The sequence below is a fragment of the Nonomuraea aridisoli genome (genome assembly GCF_003236395.1).
Taxonomy (GTDB): domain Bacteria; phylum Actinomycetota; class Actinomycetes; order Streptosporangiales; family Streptosporangiaceae; genus Nonomuraea; species Nonomuraea aridisoli.
Genome location: NZ_POUD01000230.1, coordinates 1 through 14,928 on the forward strand (window position 1 = coordinate 1; position 14,928 = coordinate 14,928).

The 14,928-nt window shown below is 73.2% G+C and carries 17 protein-coding genes; 7 read left to right on the forward strand and 10 right to left on the reverse strand.

Going from position 1 to position 14,928, the window contains the following annotated elements; all coding sequences use genetic code 11:
• Position 1: 1 nt before the first annotated feature.
• Positions 2–796, reverse strand: coding sequence for a class I SAM-dependent methyltransferase (locus tag C1J01_RS36555; protein WP_111183541.1), 795 nt, complete (start codon positions 794–796; stop codon positions 2–4).
• A gap of 77 nt (positions 797–873) precedes the next feature.
• On the opposite strand from C1J01_RS36555, the gene C1J01_RS36560 reads away from it, so the two are divergent.
• Positions 874–1,467, forward strand: a complete 594-nt coding sequence (locus C1J01_RS36560; RefSeq protein WP_111183542.1) for a TetR/AcrR family transcriptional regulator — start codon at positions 874–876, stop codon at positions 1,465–1,467.
• Positions 1,468–1,474: 7 nt separating this feature from the next.
• Here C1J01_RS36560 and C1J01_RS36565 read toward each other — a convergent pair whose 3' ends face one another.
• A complete protein-coding gene (locus C1J01_RS36565; RefSeq protein ID WP_111183543.1) occupies positions 1,475–1,999 on the reverse strand; it encodes a hypothetical protein in 525 nt (174 codons plus the stop codon).
• A gap of 213 nt (positions 2,000–2,212) precedes the next feature.
• Here C1J01_RS36565 and C1J01_RS36570 point away from each other — a divergent pair, with 213 nt between their 5' ends.
• Positions 2,213–2,371: a hypothetical protein gene (locus C1J01_RS36570; RefSeq protein ID WP_181449167.1), complete on the forward strand. Its 159-nt coding sequence runs from the start codon at positions 2,213–2,215 to the stop codon at positions 2,369–2,371.
• Positions 2,372–2,685: 314 nt separating this feature from the next.
• A complete protein-coding gene (locus tag C1J01_RS53260; protein WP_268958773.1) occupies positions 2,686–2,814 on the forward strand; it encodes a hypothetical protein in 129 nt (42 codons plus the stop codon).
• Here the strand turns inward: C1J01_RS53260 and C1J01_RS36580 are convergent.
• The 4 genes from C1J01_RS36580 to C1J01_RS36595 are packed head-to-tail and all read right to left on the reverse strand — an operon-like array spanning position 2,811 to position 6,830.
• Positions 2,811–3,536, reverse strand: a complete 726-nt coding sequence (locus C1J01_RS36580; RefSeq protein ID WP_111183544.1) for a polysaccharide deacetylase family protein — start codon at positions 3,534–3,536, stop codon at positions 2,811–2,813. The genes C1J01_RS53260 and C1J01_RS36580 overlap by 4 nt on opposite strands.
• Before the next feature lie 47 nt (positions 3,537–3,583).
• A complete protein-coding gene (locus tag C1J01_RS36585; protein ID WP_181449168.1) occupies positions 3,584–4,393 on the reverse strand; it encodes an ABC transporter permease in 810 nt (269 codons plus the stop codon).
• Positions 4,390–5,316 (reverse strand): ABC transporter permease, encoded by a 927-nt coding sequence (locus C1J01_RS36590; RefSeq protein ID WP_111183545.1) that lies wholly within the window; start codon positions 5,314–5,316, stop codon positions 4,390–4,392. Before C1J01_RS36590 ends, C1J01_RS36585 begins: the two co-directional genes overlap by 4 nt.
• Positions 5,313–6,830, reverse strand: a complete 1,518-nt coding sequence (locus C1J01_RS36595; RefSeq protein ID WP_181449169.1) for an ABC transporter substrate-binding protein — start codon at positions 6,828–6,830, stop codon at positions 5,313–5,315. The genes C1J01_RS36590 and C1J01_RS36595 overlap by 4 nt, the downstream gene beginning before the upstream one ends.
• A gap of 366 nt (positions 6,831–7,196) precedes the next feature.
• On the opposite strand from C1J01_RS36595, the gene C1J01_RS36600 reads away from it, so the two are divergent.
• Together C1J01_RS36600 and C1J01_RS36605 are read left to right on the forward strand one after the other, a co-directional pair.
• Entirely contained in the window at positions 7,197–7,589 is a 393-nt protein-coding gene (locus C1J01_RS36600; RefSeq protein WP_235854911.1) for a GNAT family N-acetyltransferase, read from the forward strand.
• Positions 7,590–7,724: 135 nt separating this feature from the next.
• Complete coding sequence (locus C1J01_RS36605) at positions 7,725–8,636, forward strand: acetoacetate decarboxylase family protein (RefSeq protein ID WP_220040267.1); 912 nt, start codon at positions 7,725–7,727, stop codon at positions 8,634–8,636.
• A gap of 46 nt (positions 8,637–8,682) precedes the next feature.
• Here C1J01_RS36605 and C1J01_RS36610 read toward each other — a convergent pair whose 3' ends face one another.
• Positions 8,683–9,168, reverse strand: coding sequence for a hypothetical protein (locus C1J01_RS36610; protein ID WP_111183549.1), 486 nt, complete (start codon positions 9,166–9,168; stop codon positions 8,683–8,685).
• Positions 9,169–9,265: 97 nt separating this feature from the next.
• A complete protein-coding gene (locus C1J01_RS36615; protein WP_235854912.1) occupies positions 9,266–9,814 on the reverse strand; it encodes a TetR/AcrR family transcriptional regulator in 549 nt (182 codons plus the stop codon).
• Positions 9,815–9,997: 183 nt separating this feature from the next.
• On the opposite strand from C1J01_RS36615, the gene C1J01_RS36620 reads away from it, so the two are divergent.
• Together C1J01_RS36620 and C1J01_RS36625 are read left to right on the forward strand one after the other, a co-directional pair.
• The gene (locus C1J01_RS36620) at positions 9,998–11,542 is read left to right on the forward strand and encodes an MDR family MFS transporter (RefSeq protein WP_111183551.1); all 1,545 of its coding nucleotides are present in this window, start codon (positions 9,998–10,000) and stop codon (positions 11,540–11,542) included.
• A 201-nt stretch (positions 11,543–11,743) separates the two neighbouring features.
• A complete protein-coding gene (locus C1J01_RS36625; RefSeq protein WP_111183552.1) occupies positions 11,744–12,271 on the forward strand; it encodes a proteasome activator in 528 nt (175 codons plus the stop codon).
• Between the two features lie 3 nt (positions 12,272–12,274).
• On the opposite strand, the gene C1J01_RS36630 is transcribed toward C1J01_RS36625, so the two are convergent.
• Both C1J01_RS36630 and C1J01_RS36635 read right to left on the reverse strand, forming a co-directional pair.
• The gene (locus C1J01_RS36630; protein ID WP_111183553.1) at positions 12,275–13,903 is read right to left on the reverse strand and encodes a RecQ family ATP-dependent DNA helicase; all 1,629 of its coding nucleotides are present in this window, start codon (positions 13,901–13,903) and stop codon (positions 12,275–12,277) included.
• Positions 13,904–13,921: 18 nt separating this feature from the next.
• Complete coding sequence (locus C1J01_RS36635) at positions 13,922–14,890, reverse strand: SDR family oxidoreductase (RefSeq protein ID WP_111183554.1); 969 nt, start codon at positions 14,888–14,890, stop codon at positions 13,922–13,924.
• Positions 14,891–14,928: the final 38 nt, after the last annotated feature.

Below are 14,928 nucleotides of genomic sequence, written 5' to 3' on the forward strand. Positions count from 1 at the left end.
GTCAGGGGGTGTGGAGGGCGGTGACGGCCACGGTGGTGTACCGCATGGTGAAGGCGCCGCCGATGGCGTCGAGGGCGTCGCCCACGGAGGCCAGCACCTCGGCCAGCTGCTCGGGCGGGAGCCGGGTGAACAGGCCGCTGGTCGGCACCTGGTCCAGCCACTCGTCACGGGTGTAGACGTGCTCCCAAGAGAACCGCCACCGCTCCGGCTGGCCGAACCCGCCCGCCTGCCGCATCCCGTCCTCGGCCTTCTCGCACATCAACCCGTACGGGTCCGAGTCGCCCGCGGCGCTGGTCGGATCGGGAGCGTCGGGCAGCACCCGCCGGTAGGCCGCGCCGAGCGCCTCGGCCACCTCGACCGGCGGGTGGAAGGAGTTCCAGAACACCGCCAGCCGGCCACCGGGACGCAGCACCCGCGCCGCCTTCGCCGCTCCGGCCACCGGATCCACCCAGTGCCAGGCCTGCGCGGCGACGACCGCGTCGAAGGTGCGGCCGGCCGCGTCCCACGCCTCGAACGTCGCCACCTCGACCTCGACCCCGGTGTCCCGGGCGAAGCGGGCCATCCGCGCGTCGGGCTCGACCCCGAGCACCGTGCAGCCGGCCGCCTGGAACTGGCGGGCGTCGATGCCGGTGCCGCAGCCCACGCTGAGCACCTCGCGCCCCGCGGTGACGATCCGCTCGATCAGGGGGACGGGGTAGGAGGGGCGGGCCCGGTCGTAACGTTCGGCGTCCACGCCGAACGACTCGGCGATCTGCCGCTGCTGATGGGGATCGCTCCCCGAAGGTATAGTGGGCATGTGCCCACTCTAAATGGGCAAGCGCCCACTCGTCAAAGAACTCGTCGAAGAGCTGGTCTGAGAAGGAGCGATGCACGGTGCCGACAGGGGTGGCCCTCCGCGACGTACGCGAGCAGTTGTTCGCCGCAGCCGAACGCGTCCTGCTCCGTGACGGGCCAGGCGCGCTGACCAGCCGGGCGGTCACCACCGAGGCGGGAGTGGCCAAGGGCGTGCTCCACAAGCACTTCGCCGACTTCGACGCGTTCCTCGCCGAGCTCGTCCACGAACGGGCCGCCCAGATCGGCCGCCTGGAGACCGCGCTGCGTGACTCGGCCGGCACCGGCTCCGTCGCCGGCCACCTCGCCGACGCCCTGATCGACGTGTTCGGGCCGGTCGGGCTGTCCATCGTCGGCCTCATCACCTTCCGCGACGGCCTGCGCGCCCGGCTGCGCCGGACGTGGCCGACGGGGATCCCCGTGCTCACGGAGGCCGCCGCCGCGATCGCCTCCTACCTCGCCGCCGAGCGCGACCGGGGCCGCCTCGCGCCCGACGCCGACGTCGACACGCTCGCGCTCACCCTGGTCGGGACGGGACACCTGCTGTTCTCCGGCCGGGACGGCACGCCGCCGGAGACGGAGGCCGTCCGCGGATACGTGACCTCCGTCCTGGGCGGCGCACTACGGGAGGCGTGAGGGCGGCTCAGGACCACTTCGCGCAGTGCTCGCCCAGCCAGCCGCCGGGGAGCTCCAGCCGGTGCTCCTTCAGCGTCCTGCGCAGGCGGTCGGCCTGGAAGTCGATGACGTCCGGCATGCCCGCCTGTACCAGCGCCGGCTCGCTGGTACGGTCCTCGCGGCACGCGTACAGGCCGGCGAGCAGCCCCAGGCCGATCTCCAGGGCCGCGTGGCGCGCCCCGACCCGTAGCCGGCGGGCCAGGTCCTCCCGGTAGGGGCGGATCACCTCGTCGACGAGTTCCCAGGCCGCGACGCGCAGGTCGACGTACCCGCCCCACTGCGGACCCGCGCGTTCGGCGAGGTCGCTCAGGCGCAGGCCGCGCAGCGCGTCGGAGACGTCCTTCGCCACCGCCGTCCAGTCGCCGCTGCCGAGCATCCGCCTGCCGAGCTCCTCCGCCTCGCGGGCCAGCTCGGGATGCGCCTCCAACAGGGCGAGCAACACCTCTCCACGCTCGGCCGCCGACAAGACGGCCAGCACCGTGCCATTCTCCATGGGGTCCCAACGTTCCTGTCCGCACAGACCTGAAAAGCGGTGACCTGCCAGGGGCGGAGTCGCGCGGCGACCGATCGAGCCGCATGCCTGCCTGCTCCGCCTGGCGCTCCAGAGGTGGAGCAAGCGCCCACGTTGCCGCACCCGTTCCGTGCCCGCTAGGGACCAAAGTCCCTTCTTCGAGGGCCTCCTCCGAACGGAGGACGGCGCACGGGCGTGCGACTGCAGGAGGGCGAGCTGCCCGGCCGGGTGCGGGTGGCCGAGGCCACGCGCGTGTTCGCCGCCCTCCACGACCGCCCCGACGACTGGCGGGCGGTGCCGGCGCGCTGGGGGTTGGAAACCGGATCAGCGCGACCGGGAGCCCGCGTGAGCTGACCGGCCGCACCGGAGCTGGAGGGGCGGGCTCCGGCTCGTCGCCCGGGGCGCGTCCGACAAGGAGGTGGCGCGGACGCTGCTCATCAGCGAGACCACCGTCAAACTCACCTCAAGCACGCCAAGCTCGGGGTGGACACGCGGGCCGCGCTGGAACGCCGGCTCATCTGACCGCCCGGCGGATTGACGATCCCGCCCCCGTCGCGGTCAATGTCGCTGTAGGTAACGATATGACTTCCATTGGTGATATCTACCGGCCCGCGGTCGGCGGTGGCGGGTGTGATGAGGCGTTGTCGGAACGCCTTCCAGGAGGTCCCGTGCACTCCCGCACCGCCGTCGTCGTCACCGGAGTCCTCACCGCCATCCTCGTGCTGGGCGCCCTCTGCGCCCCGGAGGCGCCGAGGCACGTCCGGCCCTTCGCGGGCGAGAAGTCCCTCACCCCCTAACGCAGGGCGAGCAGCTGGGAGACGGTGACGAACCGGTAGCCCTGCTCGCGCAGGCCGGCGACCAGGCCCGGCAGGGACGCCCGGGTGTTCGCGCCGCCGCCGAACCAGGGGTGGAGCAGGATGATCGAGCCCGGCCTGGTCTGCTCGCGCACGGCCGCGACGATCTCCGCGGCGGCCGGGGTCGCGCCCGAGTCGGGCTCCACGTCCCACATGACCGTGTGCCGGTCGTTGCGGGCCAGGTGCAGCGGCAGTGCCAGCAACTTCTTGCCGGTCGGCGGGCGGAACGTGATGTCGCCGCGCTGGCCCGCCGCGCGGATGGCCGCGTCCGTCCGCTCGATCTCCTCGGCCACCGTGGACGGCGTGACGAACACCATCCGCCGGTGCGAGTAGGTGTGGTTGCCCAGCTCGTGACCCGCGGCGACCAGCGCCTTCCCGTCCTGCGGCCGGGCCTCGAGCTGCGCGCCGTTGACGAAGAACGTGGCGCGCACCCGCTGCTCGGCGAGCGTGGCGATGATCTCGCCGGTGTGCTCGTCGGGGCCGTCGTCGAACGTCAGGGCGACGACCTTCTCCGCGGTCGGCACGCGGTGGGTCAGCTCTCCGGCCAGCTGGAAGGTCCGCGCGTTCATGAGCCGGTAGAGGCCCGTCGCGCCCAGGAGGAGCAGTACGAGCACGGCCGCGATCAGCACGCGCCGCCTGCTCCGTCTCGTCGTCGCCACGTTCATGGGTGATCATCAAAGCAGGGCGCGCCCGTCCGCGTGCCCGAATCCCGTCATGTTTCCGGGCCTGGGCGGCCGTCCACGACGAGGGCGAGGGCCAGGCCGGTGAGGGCCAGCGCCAGGGCGGGCACGAGTGCGAGGCGGGGCGCGGTCACCAGCAGCGGCGTGGCCTCGCTCACCATGCCGCCCCAGTCGGTCCGCGGCGGAGGGAGCCCGACGCCGAGGAAACCGAGCGAGGTCACGGCGACGAGCGTCCTGGCGAAGTCGGCGGTGGCGACGGTCATCACGGTCCCGGCGACGTGCGGGCCGATGACCCGCCGCAGCAGGTGGCCCGCCGACGCGCCGATGGCCCGCGACGCCAGGACGTGGTCGGCCGAGGCCGCCCGCCGGGTCGCCGTGGCGGCGACGAGAGCGCAGTTCACCCAGCCGAGCGGCACCAGCGCCGCCAGCACGGTGCCGTACCCCGGGGTGAGCACGCCCGCCAGCGCGAGCGCCAGGGTGAGGCCGGGCAGGGCGAGCGCCACGGTCGCGGCGAGGCGCAGCAGCCGCTCGGCGGCGCCGCCGGTCAGGCCCGCGACCGTTCCCAGCACCGCGCCGACGGCCGTGGTGATCGCCGTGACGGCCAGCGCGACCAGCAGCGACGTACGTCCGGCCGCGGCGGTCCTGGTGAGCAGGTCGCGGCCGAGCTGGTCGGTGCCCAGCCAGTGGGCCGGCCCCGGCGGCAGCAGCGCCCGCCGCAGATCGGGCAGATGCGGATCGTACGCCGACACCACCGGCGTGACCAGGCAGAACAGCACGACCGCCACGAGCACCGCGACCCCGGCCCGCGCCTTCACCGGCGCGTCCTCGGCACGCCCGCTCACCGGCGCACCCGGGGATCGCAGGCGGCCAGGCAGAGCTCGGCCAGTGCCAGCAGGAGCACCGTCGCGACCGCGGTGACCAGCACATACGCCTGCACGACGGGCAGGTCCCGCTGCCTGATCGCCGTCACCGCCAGCTGCCCCACGCCGGGCCAGGAGAACAGCGTCTCCACCACCACCGCGCCGGTCAGCAGCTCGGCGAGCATCACGCCGGCCGCCGTGACCGCGTTCGGCGCGGCCACCCGCAGCGCGTGCACGACGACCGCGCGCCGCCGCCGCAGCCCTTTGGCAACGGCCAGCCTGACGAACGGCAGCCGTACCGCGTGCGCGAGGTCCGCCCGCAGCAGCCGCAGCAGCGTCGCGGCACCCGCCAGCCCCAGCGTGACGGCGGGGAGCACCACCGCGCCGGGACCGTCGCCGCCGCCCGTGGGCAGGACGCGCAGCCCGACGGCGACCACGCTGATCAGCACGATCCCCACGACGTACGGCGGCACGCCCGAGACCGCGACCGTCGCCAGAGCGACGGCCCGGCCGACCGGAGAGCCAGGCCGCAACACGGCCAGGAGCGCGGCGAGCACGGCGAGCCCGCCCGCCACCAGCGCCGCCGCCCCCGCCAGCCGCAGCGTCGCCGGCACCCGCGCGGCGATCTCCTCCGCGACCGGCGACCGGTCGGCGTACGAACGCCCGAGATCGCCGCGGAGCACGTCGCCCAGCCAGCTCAGGTAGCGGTCGAACAGCGGCCGGTCCAGCCCCAGCTCGGCACGGAGCGCCGCCACGCTCTCCGGCGTCGGCTGCACGCCGCCGCGGCGCAGGATCTCCTCGGCCGGATCGCCCGGCGCGAGCGCGGTCAGCAGGAAGACCAGCAGCGACAGCGCCAGCAGCGCGAACAGCAGCTCGGCGCCGCGCCGCACCAGCACGGCGGTCACGTCGAGGGCGCCAGCGCACCCAGGTCGACCACGTACGCCACGCTCTGCCGCACCCCGCCGACCGCGGCGGCCGTCACGATGGGATTGTCCTGGTACGCCAGCGGGACCATCGGGCGGTCGGCGGCGAGCAGCCGCTGGATCCGGTGGTAGAGGTCACGTCGTGCGGCGGCGTCCGTCTCCGTCGCGGCCAGGTCGACCAGCCGGTCGAACTCGGCGCTGCGGTAGCCCAGCCGCCGCTCGACGTTCCACGCGGCGTCGGAGCGCAGGAACCGGCGGAACAGGTAGTCGGCGTCGCCGTTCGGCACGCTGTAGGCGCTCAGGAAGACGTCGTAGTCGCCCGCCTCCATCACGGCCTTGGTGGCCTCGGCCACGGTCACCTTGGCCGGGATGCCCACCTGCGCCAGGGACGTGCGCAGCACCTCGGCGATGTCGGCGTACGGGAACTGGCCGGTCTCGGCGGAGGAGACCAGGATGGTCACGGGCGCGGCCGGGGCGCCCGCCTCGGCGACCAGCGCGCGGGCCCTGGCGGGGTCGTACGCCGCGGTGACGCCGGGCGCGGCGAGATCGCCGAAGACCGGCGACAGGAAGGCCGAGCCCGGGGCGGCCGTGCCCGCGAGCAGCGTGCCGGTGATCGCCTGGCGGTCGATCGCCAGGTCGGCGGCCTCGCGCAGCCGAGGGTCGGAGAACGGCCGGCGCGAGGCGTTGAAGGTCAGGTAGTGCGTCAGCACCGACGGGCTGCGCAACACCCGGAAGGTGTCGTCGGCGGCGAACGCGGGGGCCTGCGCGGGCAGCAGCGCCCCCTTGTCGATCAGCCCGTCCACCTCGCCGGCGCGTAACGCGGCCACCCGGGCGTTGGCGTCGGGGATCACCCTCACCACGATCCGCTCGTACGCGGGCGCCGGGCCGTGGTGGTGCGGGTTGGCCGTCAGCACGGCCCGCTGCCCCTTCACCCACTCGGCCAGCGTGTACGGCCCGGTGCCCACCGGCTTGCCGGCGAAGCCGCCCGACGCGGTGAACGCCCGCGGCGACTGCACCATGCTGAAGAACCCCGCCAGCCTGGCCGGCAGGTCGGCCACCGGCTCCTCCAGCGTGAACACCACCGCGCCCGCCTCGGCGCGCACGTCGTCGACCTTGCCGTACGCCGCCTCCATGCCGGCGTCGAGGCTGAAGAAGGCCGACTGGCGCGGGGCGATCCGCAGGAACCGTTCCACGTTGGCGACCACCGACTCGGCGGTCAGCGGCGTCCCGTCGCTGAAGCGCACACCCTCGCGCAGCGTGAACGTCCACCGCCGCCCCCCGTCGGCGGCGCTCCACGACGCGGCCAGCGCCGGGACCGGGCGCAGCCGGTCGTCCACCGTGACCAGCGGCTCCCACACCCGTAACGTCTGGTGGACGTAGTACGGATCCTCCGGCCCAGCGACGAGGTCACGCGGCGCCGCCAGGGTGAGCTCGTCGCTCCCCGGCGCCGCCTCCTGCCCGCCGCACCCCGTCAGAAGCGCCGCCAGGACGGCCATCAAGGGGATCCATACGTGTCTTCGCATCATGCTCTCCGCTCGCATACGGCACAGGTGACCGTGTTCATCCGGATTCGGGAAGATCCTTCGCGGGCTGGATCCGCTCCCGTGACGCCCATGTCCCCGCCGCGGGACTGGCGGACGACGTCGGCGGGGGTTGCCCGGATGAAAACGGTTATCGCAATCATGGCATGGCCACGCGTGGGAAAGGGAGCGAGAGGGCCGCGGTACCGTGACCGAATGATCGGAAATATCACCATAATGACTGCTTCTCCGGGTGATGGAGATGTCGTAGGGGAGATCCACGCGGAGTCCTGGAAATCTGCGTATGCCGGATTTTTCGCCCCGAAGTTCTTCGCCGCGGCCGTGCGGGAGCGGCGCGGCAAATGGCACGCCGTGCTCGCCGAAAGCCCCGAGCGCGGGAGCACGGTCATGCTGGCCGCGCTCGACGGGCGGCCCCTGGCCTTCTCCTACTTCGGCCGGTCGCCGGAGCGGCCCGGCCTCGCGGAGCTCTTCGGTTTCTACGGCCACCCGGACGGGTGGGGGAGCGGCGTGGCGGGCGCCCTGATGACGGCGTCCGTGCGCACGATGCGCGAGGCGGGCTTCGAGGGCGTCCACCTGTGGACACTGCGGGACACCCCGCAGTCACGCCGCTTCTACACCAAGAACGGCTTCACCGAGTCCGGTACGACGCGGGCGCACGACTTCGGCGACGGCCGTGCGATCGAGCAGGTCGAGTACGAGCTGACCTTCGGCTGAACCGGTAAAAGGACATGGAAGCGGGCATGCGCCTGCTGCTCCAATGACCTCCGCGCGCAGGGCGGCCGACCGCGGTACGTCGAGCTCCGGCCTGCGGGTGACCGCAGTCATTGACGAGTCAGTGAAGGAATGTTCGTGGAGCAGAACGAGATAGGCCGGCGGAGTCTGATCGCCGGCGGGCTGGCCGGCATCGCCGCCACCGCGGTGGCTTCGCCCGCGGTCGCGGCGGCGGACGACGGGGCGGCGCAGACGACGGAGGAACGCCTGCAGGGCTACACCCTTCCGCTCAGCCCCCGGGGCGTGGCCAACCTGGCGTCCGCGCCGCCGTGGAACTACGCGGGCGACGTCGTCGGCGTGGAGTTCTGGACCTCCGCCGAGGCGGCGGAGGCCTCTCTGCCGACCGGGCTGTCGCCGGACCCGTCGTCGTCGGGACACGGGTACGCGTTGTTCATCGACTGGCAGTTCTCCGGCGAGCACGAGGAGTACCTCGACCCGGTGCGCAGCCTGTACAGCGAGTTCCTGATCCTGCTGGACGCCCGCTGGCAGGACACGCCCGTCGCCTGGTGCCCGTACATCTACGTCGACAACGACTCGTCGCTGGCGCGCGGGTGGGTGCAGGGGTTCCCCAAGAAGATGGGCGCCATCCACCAGACCCGCGCGTTCCCGGTGCCCGGCAAGGCCACGCCGGTCGTGGGGCCGGGCGGGAAGTTCGGCGCCAGCCTCTCGGCGGCCGGGCGCCGCCTGGCGGAGGCCCGGGTCACCCTGCAGCAGACCTCGAACACCCTGCCCGCGCTCGGCCGGCCCATCGTCAACCTGCGGCACTTCCCGCGCCTGACGGCGGGCCAGCACGACAACCCGGCGGTGCACGAGCTCACCATGTCGATCCTCGACAACCCGCGCACGGCGGGCACGTGGACCGGCTCCGGCCAGCTGAGCTTCCTGGCCGCCCCCGGCGAGGAACTGGCCGACCTCAAGATCGTCCGCACCGGCATCGGCTTCCGCGGCTCCCTGTCGTACACCGTCACGGACCTGCGCATCCTCAGCTGACGGCGGAACACCGGCACGCCGGCGCGGGAGAACCGCGCCGGCGTGCTCAGCTCACGCAGTCCTGCTCGACGTGGACCAGGGCCAGTGCCTCGATCCTGCCCTTCGCCGAGGCGCCGAAGGAGTAATGCGCCTTCGGGTTGCCGGGGACCACCACGTACGGGTCGCCGTCCCGCGGGATTCTCAGGGCCGGGTAGGCCTTCTTGACCTGCTTCATCGTGGAGCCGATGCCGATGCCCCGGGGCGTCCTGACCCCTTTCGCGGCGAAGATCACGGCCACGCCGCGCTTCTTGGAGATGTACAGCCCCACGCTGTCACGGCCGGTGGGGTGGGCCCGGAAGTCCCAGCCGGAGCACGAGCCCTCTCCGGCGCGCATCTTGAGCACGACCGCGCCGGTCGCCGCGGCCCGCTTCGCGCTCATGCCGAGCCGGACCGCGCCGTAGCCGTACGGACCCAGCGTCGGCCCGGCGAGCGCGGGCGTCCCGGTGAGCACCAGCGCCCCACCCGCGACGACCGCTACGAGAACCCTTTTCATGCGACCTCCCCCTGTGAAACCGTCCTCTGCTTGGATCCGGCCCGCCGGACGGAAGTTCACCGCTCGGGGGGCCCAAACCGGGACGGTTCCGCCCGCCTCAGCCGAAGGGGCGGTCGATCTGGTCGAGAGCCTCGTGGATGAGCTCGCGCAACGGGCGGCTCGCGTGCTCGGCGCACCACCACTGCGTGGCCACGTGCAGGCCGGCCAGGAAGGCGGCCGTGACCATCTCAGGGCTGACGTCATCCGGCTGGTCGCGCTCGGCCACCGCCAGGCTCAGCTCGCTCTCCAGCCGGAACCTGCTGGCGAGCTGACGGGCCAGCAGCGACGGGTGCCGCAGCGCCAGCCGGGTGCGCCGGTGCAACTCGCGGTCGCCGTCGCCGTGCTCGTCGAAGAGGCCGTCCAGCGCGCCCCGTAGCGCCGGCCACGCCGCCAGCCCGGCCGGCTGCTCGCGTACGCGCTGCACCAGGGTGTGCAGGGTCTGCTCGTCGCCGTAGAGCAGGGCGTCCTCCTTGCCGGCGAAGTAGTTGGAGAACGTCCGGCGGGAGATGTTGGCGGCGTCCGCGATCGCCTCGACGGTGACGTTCTCGAAGCCGTGCTCAAGGGTGAGCCGGAGAGCGGCCTCGTGCACCGCCTGCCGTGTTTCCACCTTTTTACGCTCGCGCAACCCTGCTGAACTGCTCATAGTGCGTATGAGCTTACCCAATGGGCATAAATGCTCAATGCGCAAGTTTGCTCCGTGAGCATGTAGGGTGTCCAGGTTGCATCCCCCTTGTTCCTGATCGGAGTTTGCGTGAGCGCACAACCGGCAGCGCCGTCCACGGCGGAGCCGATGACTCACCGCCAAGTCCTCGAAGCCCTCAGCGGCTTGCTGCTCGTCCTGTTCGTCGCCATGATCAGCGCCACGGTCGTCTCGGTCGCGCTGCCGCAGATCATCGGCGCCCTTGAGGGGAACCAGTCCCAGTACACCTGGGTCGTCACCGCGTCCCTGCTGGCCTCCACCGCGTCCACGCCCATCTGGGGCAAGCTCGCCGATCTGTTCGACAAGAAGCTGCTGCTCCAGATCTCCATCGTGATCTTCATGGTCGCCTCGCTGGCCTGCGGCTTCGCCCAGAACACCGGCCAGCTCATCGCCTTCCGCGCGGTCCAGGGCCTCGGCATGGGCGCCCTGCAGATCCTCACGCAGGTCGTGCTCGCCGCCATGATCACGCCCAAGGAGCGCGGCCGCTACAACGGCTACCTCGGCGCCGTCATGGCCGTCGCCACGGTCGGCGGGCCGCTGCTCGGCGGGCTGATCGCCGACACCTCGTGGCTCGGCTGGCGCTGGTGCTTCTTCATCGCCGTGCCGTTCACCGTGGCGGCCTTCGCGCTGCTCGCCAAGACCCTGCACCTGCCGAGCGTGCGCCGCTCCGACGTCAGCATCGACTACTGGGGCGCTACCCTCATCGCGGCCGGCGTCAGCGTCCTGCTCATCTGGGTCACCTTCGTCGGCAACGACTTCGACTGGCTGTCCTGGCAGACCGCGGCCATGGTGATCGGCGGCCTGCTGCTGCTCGCGGTGGCCACGTGGGTGGAGTCGAAGGTGCGCGAGCCCGTCGTGCCGCTGCACGTCATCAGCCGCCGTACGCCCGCCCTGGCCATCCTGGCCAGCCTCGCGGTCGGCATGGCCATGTTCGGCGGCTCGGTCTTCCTCGGCCAGTACTTCCAGATCGGCCGCGGGTACGGCCCCACCGCCGCCGGCCTGATGACCGTCCCCATGATGATCGGCGTGCTGCTGTCCTCCACCGTCAGCGGCAAGATGGTCTCCAAGAGCGGCCGGACGAAGCCGTACATCCTCGTCGGGCTCGTCGTGCTGCTGGCCGGGTTCGCCGGGCTGGCCACGATCGACCACGAGACCACGCTGGTGCTCGTGTCGGTGTACATGCTGCTGGTCGGCGTCGGGGTCGGCATGTCCATGCAGAACCTCGTCCTGGTCATCCAGAACACCGTCCCGCTCAGCGAGATCGGCGCCGCGAGCGGCGCGATCACGTTCTTCCGCTCGCTCGGCGGCACCGTCGGCGTCTCGGTGCTCGGCGCCGTGCTGGCCAACCGGGTCGCCTCCGACATCGCCGCGGGCCTGGCCAAGGCCGGCATCCCGGTCGCCGGGGACGCGGCGGCGGCCGGCGGCAGCCTGAACATCGCCGCCCTGCCCGAGCCCGTCCAGCAGATCGTCAGGGCCGCGTACGGCGAGGCCACCGGTCACATCTTCCTCGTCTCGACGGGCATCGCCGTCGTCGGCCTGCTGGCCGCGGCGTTCCTCAGGCCCGCCCGGCTGCGCGACAGCCTCGACCTGCCCGCGCAGGCCCCGAAGCAGGAGGCCGCGTCCACCGGCGCGTGACCTCCGCCGCGCCGGAAGGCCGCGCCCCCGTATCGCCCCGGGGACGCGGCCTTCCGCCTGTTCGGCACCCAAGCTCAGCAAACTTGTTGCTTGACTTATAAGTTTACTAATCTTGGATACGCAAGATGTGGGTCTCCGGCGGGCACGACACGGGCGCACCCGCCCTCCAGGGGCGGCGACTGCGGCGCGGAAGGAGAGACGATGTTCGGCGTTCAGGCAGACGAGCCCCGGATCAGGCGGTCGCCGGCCGGTCTGTTCGTCGTCGACAGCGGCAGGGAGCCTGACGAGCGGGCCGGCCAGGGGCGCGAGGACACCGCGTCACCGCCGCGCAAGGAGATGTGGCCCGCGGCGGAGCTGACCGCGATGGCCCGGCAGGACAAGCTCGTCCGGCTGGCGACGACGGTCCGGCACCTGTGCGACGAACTGCGCGAGATGACCCTCGACGACCAGGCCCGCGAACGCCTGGGCACGCTGTACGAACGGATCAGCGCGGAGATCTCCGACGTGCTCCCGCCCGAGCTGCGCGCGGAGCTCGACACGCTGCGCCCGTCCCTGGACGGCCGCCCGACCCACGCCGAGCTGCGCATCGCGCACGCGCAGCTGCTGGGCTGGGTGGAAGGACTGTGGCACGGTGTGCAGGTCGCGGTCAATCTCCACCGCGCCGACCTCGCCCAGCAGGCGAGCGCCCTGCGGCCCGGGCGGCCCGGCCCCGGGAAGCGCGCGCGCTGAGCGTCAGGAGGGCAGCTCCTTCAGCAGGTCCTCGGCGAGCACCGCGTCGAGCTGAAGCTCGCGGTAGCCGGCCTCCTCGAACAACACCGTCAGCCGGTCCTCGGCGCGCTGGATCACCTGGCCGGCGCCCCAGCTGCGGTGCTCCACCCGGGCGTGCAGCGGGAACGGGCCCGGCGCCGCCTCCCGCCGCTCGGCCGTGCCCGCGCGGCAGGTGTCGCAGTTGCCGCACGGCTCCGCGAGCTCCTCGCCGAAGTAGCCCAGCAGGAAACGCCGCCGGCAGTCGTCCGTCTCGGCGTAGCGGCGCATCATCTCCAGCCGGGTGCGCTCCACGTCCCGGCGGCGCTCGGCCAGCTCGCGCGCGATCCCGGCCGCCTCCCGAGGGTCCGGAGCCCCGGGCACGGGGTCGATGCGGCGCGCGCCCAGCCGTACGGAACCGGCCCGTTCCAGCAGGTCGAGCAGCTTCGTCAGCCGCCGCGCCGACAGACCGGTACGCTCGCCCAGCTCCTTGCGCGTCGTCCCCGGCCGGCACCCCGCCACCGCCTCGGCCACCCGCGCCAGCGTCTCCTCGTCGGGCGCGCCGCCGGTGAAGAAGCGCTGCAGCCCCAGGTCCTCGGGCCGGTAGAACAGCACCGCCGCGGCCGGCTCGCCGTCGCGGCCCGCCCGGCCGATCTCCTGGTAGTACGCGTCCGGCGACCCCGGCGTCTGCGCGTGGTGCACGAACCGCACGTCCGGCTTGTCGATCCCCATGCCGAACGCGCTGGTCGCCACCACGACGTCCAAACCGCCGTCCATGAACCGGCCGTGCACCTCGTCGCGCTCGGCCCGCCGCATGCCCGCGTGGTACGCCGCCGCCCGCACGCCCCGTTCAGCCAGCAGCCCGCTCAGCCGGGTGGTCTGCCTCCGCACGGCCGTGTAGACGATCCCCGGCCCCCGCTCCGCCGCCACGGCGGCGACAAGCTCGTCGGCCGGGTCGTCCAGCATCCGGCGCACCTCCAGCCGGATGTTTGGCCGGTCGAACCCCTGGACGACCTCCAGGGGCTCGCGCAGCCCCAGCCGTTCGGCGATCTCCGCCCGCACCGGCGGCGCGGCGGTCGCGGTCAGCGCCGCGATCACCGGACGCCCCAGCGCCTCGGCCGCCGCGCCGAGCCGCAGGTAGTCGGGGCGGAAGTCGTGCCCCCACGCCGAGACGCAGTGGGCCTCGTCCACCACCATGAGCGACGGGCGCGCCGCGGCCAGCTCCGCCAGCACGTCGGGGTTGGCCAGCTGCTCCGGCGCGCAGAACAGGAACTCCGTCCGCCCGGCGCGCAGCGAGTCGAACGCCGCCGCCCGCCTGCCCGCGGCCGTGCCGGCGTCCAGGCGCACCGCGTCCTCGTCGCGCTCGCGCAGCGCCTCGACCTGGTCGCGCTGCAGGGCGAGCAACGGCGAGACCACCAGCGTCGGCCCCTCCAGCAGCAGGGCCGGGACCTGGTAGATCGCCGACTTGCCGCCGCCCGTCGGCATCACCACCAGCGCGTCGCGGCCCTCGGCCAGCGCCGTCATCGCGGTCAGCTGGCCGGGCCGCAGCTCGGCCAGGCCGAGGACGTCCCTCGCCGTGCGCTCGCAGGCCGCGGCGGTGTCATCGGTGTCAGGCATCCGTGTCACTCATGGGGGTCAGCGCAGGACGCGGCGGGCGGCGGTCACCGTGCCGACGAGGGCCGCCAGGGCCAGGGCCCGGCGCACGGCGGTCCTGCGCCTGCCGTGCCAGCCCCCGCGCACCGACCCGGGGCCGGGAGCCGGCTCGTACAGGTTGCCGGGCGTGACCTCGGCCGGCTCCTCGTGCGCCAGGTGGGCCCGCTCGACCTGGGAGGCCATCATCTTCTCCGTCAGCCCCGGGGCCAGCTTCGCCTGCGCGACCAGGAACCGGCCCATCGGACCGACGACGACCTCACGGCGCGGCCGGCGTACGAGGGCGACGATGGCGTGGGCCACCCGCTCGGCCGAGTACACCGGCGGCATCGCGAGCACCCGGCGCCCCGTCCGGTTGGCCGCGTGCTGGAACAGCGGTGTGTCGATGACGGCCGGCATCACCGTGCACACCCGCACGTCGTCCGCTCCCCGCAGCCGCAGCTCCTGGCGCAGACTCGAGCCGAGCGCCTGGATCGCGTGCTTCGACATCGTGTACGCGTGCGCGTACGGCTGGGCCACCGCCCCCGCGATCGACGACACGTTCACCAGGAGGCCCCCGCCCCGCTGGCGCAGATGGGGCAGCGCCGCGCGGGCGCCGTGGACGTACCCCATGATGTTGACGTCCAGCACCCGGCGGAAGTCCTCCAGCGGCACCTGGTCGAACGGCCCGAACAGCGTGACGGCGGCGCAGTTGACCCACACGTCGACGCCCCCGAAGCGGGCCGCCGCCTGTCCCGCCAGACGCTGCACGGCGTGCGCGTCGCTCACGTCCGTCGGCACCGCGACCGCCCGCCCGCCGCGCCGCACGCACTCCCGTACGGTCTGCTCCAGGGCCTCCTGCCCGCGCGCCCCGAGCACCACCGCGGCCCCCTTGGCGGCGAACGCGAGCGCCGTGGCCCGGCCGATCCCGCTGGAGGCGCCCGTGATCACGACGACCTTGTCGTTGAGTCTCATGAGCGCCGAAACCTACCCCGTGACCTGCGGCTAAACGA

Coding starts and splice junctions, on each gene's coding strand:
- C1J01_RS36580 (WP_111183544.1), bottom strand. CDS start 3,536: ATGAACGTGGCGACGACGAGACGGAGCAGGCGGCGCGTGCTGATCGCG.
- C1J01_RS36555 (WP_111183541.1), bottom strand. CDS start 796: ATGCCCACTATACCTTCGGGGAGCGATCCCCATCAGCAGCGGCAGATC.
- C1J01_RS36595 (WP_181449169.1), bottom strand. CDS start 6,830: ATGGCCGTCCTGGCGGCGCTTCTGACGGGGTGCGGCGGGCAGGAGGCG.
- C1J01_RS36630 (WP_111183553.1), bottom strand. CDS start 13,903: ATGCCTGACACCGATGACACCGCCGCGGCCTGCGAGCGCACGGCGAGG.
- C1J01_RS36610 (WP_111183549.1), bottom strand. CDS start 9,168: ATGAAAAGGGTTCTCGTAGCGGTCGTCGCGGGTGGGGCGCTGGTGCTC.
- C1J01_RS36620 (WP_111183551.1), top strand. CDS start 9,998: ATGACTCACCGCCAAGTCCTCGAAGCCCTCAGCGGCTTGCTGCTCGTC.
- C1J01_RS36625 (WP_111183552.1), top strand. CDS start 11,744: ATGTTCGGCGTTCAGGCAGACGAGCCCCGGATCAGGCGGTCGCCGGCC.
- C1J01_RS36565 (WP_111183543.1), bottom strand. CDS start 1,999: ATGGAGAATGGCACGGTGCTGGCCGTCTTGTCGGCGGCCGAGCGTGGA.
- C1J01_RS36635 (WP_111183554.1), bottom strand. CDS start 14,890: ATGAGACTCAACGACAAGGTCGTCGTGATCACGGGCGCCTCCAGCGGG.